This window comes from Zoogloea sp. (assembly GCF_041908905.1).
Lineage (GTDB): Bacteria > Pseudomonadota > Gammaproteobacteria > Burkholderiales > Rhodocyclaceae > Zoogloea.
The window spans coordinates 43,997-50,802 of the sequence record NZ_JAYREK010000026.1; the positions used below are offsets into that span (position 1 = coordinate 43,997).

Below are 6,806 nucleotides of genomic sequence, written 5' to 3' on the forward strand. Positions count from 1 at the left end.
TGACGGGCCCCGGTTTTAAGGCTGACTGAAACGCGGGGGGCTCACCATGGCCCCCCGTTTTTTGCGCCTGGCTTCAGCCCAGACCGGCTTCCACCAGCGCGCGCACCCGGGCTTCGGCGTCCGGGGCGAGGCTGTCCACCTCGACCAGCTCCGCCCAGTTGTCGCGGAAGTTGCGTTGCCAGGTGATCTGCCGCTTGGCCAGCTGACGGGTCGCGAAGATGCCCTTTTCGCGGAAGGTGCCCAGGCTGACGTGGCCGTCCAGATATTCCAGGGCCTGACGGTAGCCCACGCAGCGCATCGACGGCATCTCGGGCGTGAGGTGGTATTTGTCGCGCAGCGCCGCCACCTCGTCCACAAAACCCGCCAGCAGCATCGTGTCGAAGCGCCGCTCGATGCGCGCGTGCAGCACGCTGCGGTCGCTCGGCATCAGCGCCAGGGGCAGGTAGCGGTGGGTGTCGGGCGTTGCGCTGCGGCGGGCGTAGCTCTCGGCCAGCGGGCGGCCGGTGAGGCGCACGATCTCGAGGGCGCGCTGGATGCGCTGGGCGTCGCGGGGCTGCAGGCGGGCAGCGGCCTCGGGGTCGAGGCGGGCCAGCTCGGCGTGCAGTGCGGGCCAGCCGTCGCGGGCGGCCGCGTCTTCGATCTCGCGGCGCAGGATGGGGTCGGCCTCGGGCAGCTCCGACAGGCCCTCGCGCAGCGCCTTGTAATACAGCATCGTGCCGCCCACCAGCAGCGGGATGCGGCCCCGGGCGGTGATCTCGCCCATCAGCCGGCGCGCGTCGGCGCAGAACTGGGCGGCGGAGTAGGCCTCCTCCGGCGTCACGATGTCGATCAGGTGGTGGGGGCAGGCGGCCAGCTCGTCGCGGCTGGGCTTGGCGGTGCCGATGTCCATGTCGCGATACACCAGCGCGGAATCCACGCTGATTATCTCGACCGGCAGCACCCGGGCGAGGGCCAGCGCGCAGGCGGTCTTGCCGCTGGCGGTGGGGCCCATCAGCAGGATGGCGGGCGGGAGGGCGGAGGTTTGGGGCATGATGCGGGTCTTTGGTGGTCGCGCATTGTAGCGGGTGGGGGCGAGTTGAGGATCGGGCAGCGGTTGGGTATGGCGGGGCGGGTATTGGCGGCGCGGGTGCTGGCCTGGTGGGTGGTCTGTGCGCTGGCGTCGTGGGCCGGACTGGCGGCGGCCGGCGGGCCGCTCTACCTGTGGGCGCTCCACGACGAGCAGGGCGCGCCGCGGGGCTGGCTGTACGGCACCATCCACGTGTGCGACGCGGCCTGCTTTCCGCTGCCGGCGCCGGTGCGGGCGGCCTTTGCGGCGGCCGACGGGCTGGCCCTCGAACTCGACCCCGCCGACCCCTCCCTCGGCCCGGCGCTGGCCCGGGCCGGCACGCTGCCGCCGGGGCAGCGCGTGGACCGCCTGTTGCCGGCAGCGCTGCGTCCGCGCCTCGCCGCCGCGCTGGCGGCCGTCGGCGTGCCTGCAGACTCGGCCCAGCGCCTGCGGCCCTGGCTGCTCGGCACCCTGATGACGCTGCAGGCCGCGCGGCTGGCCGGCTTCCACACCGAGCAGGGCGTCGACCTGTGGCTCGCCACCCGGGCGCGGGAGCGGGGCCTGCCGTTGGCGGCCCTCGAAACCATTGAGCGCCAGATCGCCGCCCTGTCGGCCGGCGGCGATGCGGCGCAGCTGGCGAGCCTGGTGGAGGTCATCGAGCTCATCGAGCAGCGGTCCGGCCCACGCTACTTCGGCGAGATGCTGGCCGCCTGGCGCCGGGGCGACGCGGCGGCCCTCGACCGTCTGCTGCGGGAGGAGATGGCCAGCCCCGGCATGGCGCCGCTCCTCGCCGATCTGCTCGACCGGCGCAACGCCGAGATGGCCGGGCAGATCGCCGCCCGCCTGCAGCGCGGCGAGCGCCCCTTCGTTGCGGTGGGCGCCGGCCACCTGGGCGGCGCCACCGGCCTGCTGGCGCTGCTCGCCCGGCGCGGCTACCGGCCGGTGCAGGTGATGGAGACGGACGAATGAGGCGGCGCCTGCTGCTGGCGGCCTTGGCCGCCCTCGCCACCACCGCCCGGGCGGCGACGGTGGCCGTCGACGTGGGGCATTTCCTGGACAAGCCCGGCGCCACCAGCGCCTACGGCGTGCCGGAGTTCGAGTACAACCATTCCCTCGCCGCGGTGATCGCCGCGCGCCTCGCCGCCGACGGCGCGGCCGTGCGCCTGATCGGCCACCGGGGCGAGATGGCCGACCTCCACGCCCGCCCGCGGGAGGCGGAGGAGGGCGGGGCGGACTTCCTGCTGTCGGTCCATCACGACTCGGTGAAGGCCCACCTCCTCGAACCGTGGACCTGGCGCGGCCGCGAGCTGCTGCACTCCGAGGCCGCGTCCGGCTTTTCGCTGTTCGTGTCGCGGCGCAATCCGCAGCTCGCGCAGAGCCTCGCCTGCGCCAGCGCGATCGGCGCCGCCCTGCGCGCAGCGGGCCTGCGGCCCACGCCCCACCATGGGGTGAGCGCCGAAGGTGTCAGCCGGCCGTGGGCCGACGAGGTCAATGGCGTGTACTACTACGACAACCTCGTGGTGCTCAAATACAGCCGCCTGCCCGGCGTGCTGCTTGAGGCAGGGGTGATCGTCAACCGCGATGAAGAACGCGCCCTCGCCACCCCCGCCCGCCGCGCCCTCACCGCCGACGCCGTGGCCGCCGGCCTCGCGGCCTGCGGCGTGACCTCCGGCGGGGGATCGGCGAAAATGCAACCTAACTGAACGCCCGGCGCCCCGGCCCGCGTCGCCGCGGGCGGGCTGCCTGCAAGTCGCCTGGAACCTTGGAGGCAAATCGCCGATCCATCCCAGGCTTCCGTGGCGGGCGCGGCGCGGGCGGCTTCCCCGACGCCCCGCGATGCCCGACGACCCTACCCACCCGAGCCCTCACCATGAAAACCATCCTCTTCTCCTACTTCGCGGCGCTGCGCAGCCTGGGCCGGCCGGGTGTGCTGTGGCACCTGCTGTGGCCGACCCTGGCCGCGAGCGTGCTGTGGACGTCCCTGCTGGTCTTCAACTGGGGCTGGCTGACCGACCAGGGCGCGGCGCTGATCGGCGGGCTGCCGCTTGTCGGCGGCTGGATCACCGGCACCGACTGGGCTTTCACGGTGGCGCTGCTGATGTTCAAGATCGGGCTGGCGGTGCTGGCGCTGCCCCTGGTGTATGTGACGGCGGCCTTCCTGGTGGCGGCGGTGGCGCTACCGCTGATGCTCGAACGGGTCGCCGCCTCCGACTACGCCGACCTCCAGCGCCGCGGCGGCGGCAGCCAACTGGGCAGTGTGGTGAATGCCCTCGTCGCCTCGCTGCAGTTCATCGTGATGCTGGTGCTGAGCCTGCCCCTGTGGCTGATTCCCGGTGCCGGGCTGCTGATCTCGCTGCTGCTCACCGCCTGGCTCAACCAGCGCGCCTTCCGCTACGACGCACTGATGGCCCACGCCGACAAATACGAGCTGAAGGCCCTGCCGGCCGCCCACTCGGCGGGCCTGTTCGGGGTCGGGCTGATGGGGGCGGTGCTGGCCCACGTGCCGCTGCTCAACCTTTTCGCGCCGGCCCTGTCGGGGCTGGCCTTCGTGCATCATCTGCTCTCCGCGCTGCGGCTCGCCCGGCGCACCGAACACATCATCGAGGTGAATTGAATGGCTGAAACCCCGGCGCCGGCCTTCGGCGCAATCATCATCGGCGACGAGCTGCTGTCGGGCCGCCGCGAAGACAAGCACCTGGGCAAGGTGCTCGAGCTGCTCAAGGCCCGCGGCCTGCGGCTGGCGTCGGTGCGCTACGTGGGCGACGAGCGCCCGCGCCTGGTGCAGGCCCTGCGCGAGAGCTTCGCCAGCGGCGACATCGTGTTCAGCTTCGGCGGCATCGGCGCCACCCCCGACGACCACACCCGCCAGGCCGCCGCCGAGGCGCTGGGCCTGCCGCTGGCGCTGCACCCCGAGGCCGAGGCCGAGATCCGCGCCCGCTTCGGCGACGAGATCACCCCCCAGCGCCTGCAGATGGGGGTCTATCCGGTGGGCAGCGAGATCATCCCCAACCCCTACAACCGCATCCCGGGCTTTTCTATCCACAACCACTTCTTCGTGCCCGGCTTTCCGGTGATGGCCTGGCCGATGGTCGAATGGGTGCTCGACCACCGCTTTGCCCACCTGCACCACCAGGCCGACTACGTGGAGCACTCGGTGATCGTCTGGGAGGCGCTGGAGGGCAAGCTCATCGACCTGATGGAGCAGATCACCGCCGACTTCTCCGACTGCACCCTGTTCAGCCTGCCCAGCTTCGGCACCGACACCCAGCGCCGGCATGTGGAGCTGGGCATGAAGGGGCCGTCCGCCCGCGTCGCCGATGCAATGGCCCGCATCACCGCCGAGCTCGGCCGCCGCGGCTACGAATGGGAGCCCCGCGCCGCGCTGTGATGCCCGTCGTTCCCGGCCCTGCCCGCCGCCTCGTCCGCTAATGCCCGCGCCTGCCTCCGCCTACCGCGACTTCCCCGGCCGCCGCTGGCTCGGCGTGCTGCTGCGCGCCGCCCACCTGGCCGGCGTGGTCGGCGTGGGGGCCGGGCTGCTGGCGGGGGAGGCTGCCGCGGCCGGTTTTGTTTACCTGATGGTGCTGTCCGGCGTGGCAATGGCGCTGCTCGACGCCTGGTCGCGGCGGCGCTGGCTGCGGGAGCTGGCCGGCCTGTCGCTGCTCGTCAAGTTTGCGCTGCTCGGCTGGTTCGCCGCCGATGAAGCCCGCCGCCCGCTGCTGTTCTGGCTGATCCTGGTGTTCTCGGTGATCTTCGCCCACGCCCCCGCCAGCTTCCGCCACCGGCGGCTGCGCTAGCCGCCTCGCCCTGGAGTTTTCTGATGCAGATCCGCCCCGAAGCCCCCGCCGACCAGTCCGGCGTGCGCGCCGTCCACCTTGCCGCCTTCGACGGTCCCGCCGAGGCCGACCTGGTGGACCGCCTGCGCGGCCGCTGCTTTCCCCAGGTCTCGCTGGTCGCCACCGACAAGGGGCGTATCGTTGGCCACATCCTGTTCACCCCGGTGCTGCTGCCCGGCCACCCGGAGGCACGGCTGCTCGGCCTTGCGCCGATGGCGGTGCTGCCCGACTACCAGCGCAGCGGCGTGGGCAGCGCGCTGGTCGAGGCCGGGCTGGCCGCCGCCCGCGAGGCCGGCGCCGGCGCGGTGGTGGTGCTCGGCCACCCGGGCTATTACCCGCGCTTCGGCTTCGAGCCCGCCTCGCGCCACGGTCTCCGCTGCCCCTACGACGCGCCGGACGAAGCCTTCATGGTCGTCCCGTTGATGCCCGGCCACCTGGCGGGCCTTGCCGGCACCGTGGAGTACCACGCTGCCTTTGCCCCCATCGAAGGCTCCGCCCAGTGATCGAGCGCGAACGCTACCTCGAGATCGTCCGCGACACGCCGCTGGTGTCCGTCGACCTGGTGCTGGTGCGCGGCGGCGCCGAGGTTTTGCTCGGCCTGCGCAACAACCGCCCGGCCCAGGGCAGCTGGTTCGTGCCCGGCGGCGTGATCCGCAAGAACGAGCCCCGCGCCGCCGCACTGCAGCGGGTCGCCGCGGGGGAGCTGCGGATCCCCGACGTGCAGGCCCTCGAGCCCCGGCTGCTCGGCGTGTTCGAGCACTTCTACCCCGACTGCTTCGCCGGTGACATCGGCGTGAGCACCCATTACGTGGTGATCGCCCACCGCATCGACCTGCCCGCCGGCTTCGAGGTGCCGGGCGGTGACGACCAGCACCGCCAGCTGCGCTGGTGGCCCCTCGCCGAGGCCGCCGCGAGCGAGGCGGTGCATCGCTACACCCGGGACTACCTGCCGCTGCTGGCGGATTAGGGCGGGGGAGGGGAGGGTGAGAGGGAGGTCTCGGATTTCGCTGCGCTGATCCGGCCTACCGCGGCGCAGGGAGCGCGGCAAGCCCCGTCTGTCGGGTCAGTGAAGCGTGACCCGACATCGCCGCGGGGCGTCCGCCGGGTGGGGCGTCCGCCGGGTGGGGCGTCGGGGTGCGGGGTGCGAACCTCAGCGCGGCGCAGCGCCCGGATGTCGGGGGCGCGCGGCTGGTGGAATGCGCTCCGTCTGCGGCCCCAGACCATAAAAAAACCTGATTAAAAACCCGGTTGGTGTATTGACTCTTATCAATATTCGAAAATAAGAGAAATCTAAACTAGCCCTCGATGCTTCGTTTCGTTGCGTGCCGTTTCCGGCCCGGCGATCTGAAAGGAGGGTGTCATGCAGTTCCTGAGACGCGCGCTCGTGGCCATTGCCGCCATGGGCTTCATCGCAGCAGGGGCCGGCGCAGCAGCGGACGAAGAAACCGCCGCGCCACCGTCCAAGCTGCTCAAATCCACGGCCGACCACAGCAAGTTCAAGGCGCTGCAGCGGGTCTTCAGCTCGGGGCCGGAGGTCACCAAGGCCTGCCTGAGCTGCCACACCGAGGCCTCCAAACAGCTGCACCAGACCCAGCACTGGAAGTGGGAGTACATCAACCCCGCCACCCGCCAGAAGCTCGGCAAGAAGCACGTCATCAACAACTTCTGCACCTCGGTGTCGTCCAACTACAAGGCCTGCGCCAGCTGCCACATCGGCTACGGGCTGAAGGACGAAGGTTTCGACTTCGCCTCCGAAGAGAACGTCGACTGCCTCGTCTGCCACGACTCCACCGGCAAATATAAAGGCTATGTCACCGTTGCCTGTGGAACCGTACCCCCTGCAATCTGTCTGAATATACAGTTTTGCTGCAATCAGGAGGGTGGCGATGAAACCGCTTGATTTCAAACATATCCTGCAATCGCTGGTG

Annotated in this window: 9 protein-coding genes; 8 read left to right on the plus strand and 1 reads right to left on the minus strand. The window is 71.2% G+C overall.

Going from position 1 to position 6,806, the window contains the following annotated elements:
• Positions 1-73: 73 nt before the first annotated feature.
• The gene (gene miaA, locus ACE3OU_RS13610) at positions 74-1,030 is read right to left on the minus strand and encodes a tRNA (adenosine(37)-N6)-dimethylallyltransferase MiaA (protein WP_374242093.1); all 957 of its coding nucleotides are present in this window, start codon (positions 1,028-1,030) and stop codon (positions 74-76) included.
• Between the two features lie 69 nt (positions 1,031-1,099).
• On the opposite strand from miaA, the gene ACE3OU_RS13615 reads away from it, so the two are divergent.
• From ACE3OU_RS13615 to ACE3OU_RS13650, 8 genes are all read left to right on the plus strand, one after another.
• Positions 1,100-2,014 (plus strand): TraB/GumN family protein, encoded by a 915-nt coding sequence (locus ACE3OU_RS13615; RefSeq protein ID WP_374242094.1) that lies wholly within the window; start codon positions 1,100-1,102, stop codon positions 2,012-2,014.
• Complete coding sequence (locus ACE3OU_RS13620; RefSeq protein ID WP_374242095.1) at positions 2,011-2,748, plus strand: N-acetylmuramoyl-L-alanine amidase; 738 nt, start codon at positions 2,011-2,013, stop codon at positions 2,746-2,748. Before ACE3OU_RS13615 ends, ACE3OU_RS13620 begins: the two co-directional genes overlap by 4 nt.
• 167 nt (positions 2,749-2,915) lie before the next feature.
• Positions 2,916-3,659: an EI24 domain-containing protein gene (locus ACE3OU_RS13625; protein WP_374242096.1), complete on the plus strand. Its 744-nt coding sequence runs from the start codon at positions 2,916-2,918 to the stop codon at positions 3,657-3,659.
• Entirely contained in the window at positions 3,660-4,433 is a 774-nt protein-coding gene (locus ACE3OU_RS13630; protein ID WP_374242097.1) for a competence/damage-inducible protein A, read from the plus strand.
• Positions 4,434-4,473: 40 nt separating this feature from the next.
• Positions 4,474-4,839, plus strand: a complete 366-nt coding sequence (locus tag ACE3OU_RS13635) for a hypothetical protein (RefSeq protein WP_374242098.1) — start codon at positions 4,474-4,476, stop codon at positions 4,837-4,839.
• Positions 4,840-4,862: 23 nt separating this feature from the next.
• Positions 4,863-5,381 (plus strand): GNAT family N-acetyltransferase, encoded by a 519-nt coding sequence (locus tag ACE3OU_RS13640; RefSeq protein WP_374242099.1) that lies wholly within the window; start codon positions 4,863-4,865, stop codon positions 5,379-5,381.
• Positions 5,378-5,845, plus strand: coding sequence for a GDP-mannose mannosyl hydrolase (locus ACE3OU_RS13645; protein WP_374242100.1), 468 nt, complete (start codon positions 5,378-5,380; stop codon positions 5,843-5,845). The genes ACE3OU_RS13640 and ACE3OU_RS13645 overlap by 4 nt, the downstream gene beginning before the upstream one ends.
• Positions 5,846-6,238: 393 nt before the next feature.
• Positions 6,239-6,778: a multiheme c-type cytochrome gene (locus ACE3OU_RS13650; RefSeq protein ID WP_374242101.1), complete on the plus strand. Its 540-nt coding sequence runs from the start codon at positions 6,239-6,241 to the stop codon at positions 6,776-6,778.
• Positions 6,779-6,806 lie beyond the last annotated feature (28 nt).

Coding starts and splice junctions, on each gene's coding strand:
- miaA (WP_374242093.1), bottom strand. CDS start 1,030: ATGCCCCAAACCTCCGCCCTCCCGCCCGCCATCCTGCTGATGGGCCCC.
- ACE3OU_RS13615 (WP_374242094.1), top strand. CDS start 1,100: ATGGCGGGGCGGGTATTGGCGGCGCGGGTGCTGGCCTGGTGGGTGGTC.
- ACE3OU_RS13620 (WP_374242095.1), top strand. CDS start 2,011: ATGAGGCGGCGCCTGCTGCTGGCGGCCTTGGCCGCCCTCGCCACCACC.
- ACE3OU_RS13625 (WP_374242096.1), top strand. CDS start 2,916: ATGAAAACCATCCTCTTCTCCTACTTCGCGGCGCTGCGCAGCCTGGGC.
- ACE3OU_RS13630 (WP_374242097.1), top strand. CDS start 3,660: ATGGCTGAAACCCCGGCGCCGGCCTTCGGCGCAATCATCATCGGCGAC.
- ACE3OU_RS13635 (WP_374242098.1), top strand. CDS start 4,474: ATGCCCGCGCCTGCCTCCGCCTACCGCGACTTCCCCGGCCGCCGCTGG.
- ACE3OU_RS13640 (WP_374242099.1), top strand. CDS start 4,863: ATGCAGATCCGCCCCGAAGCCCCCGCCGACCAGTCCGGCGTGCGCGCC.
- ACE3OU_RS13650 (WP_374242101.1), top strand. CDS start 6,239: ATGCAGTTCCTGAGACGCGCGCTCGTGGCCATTGCCGCCATGGGCTTC.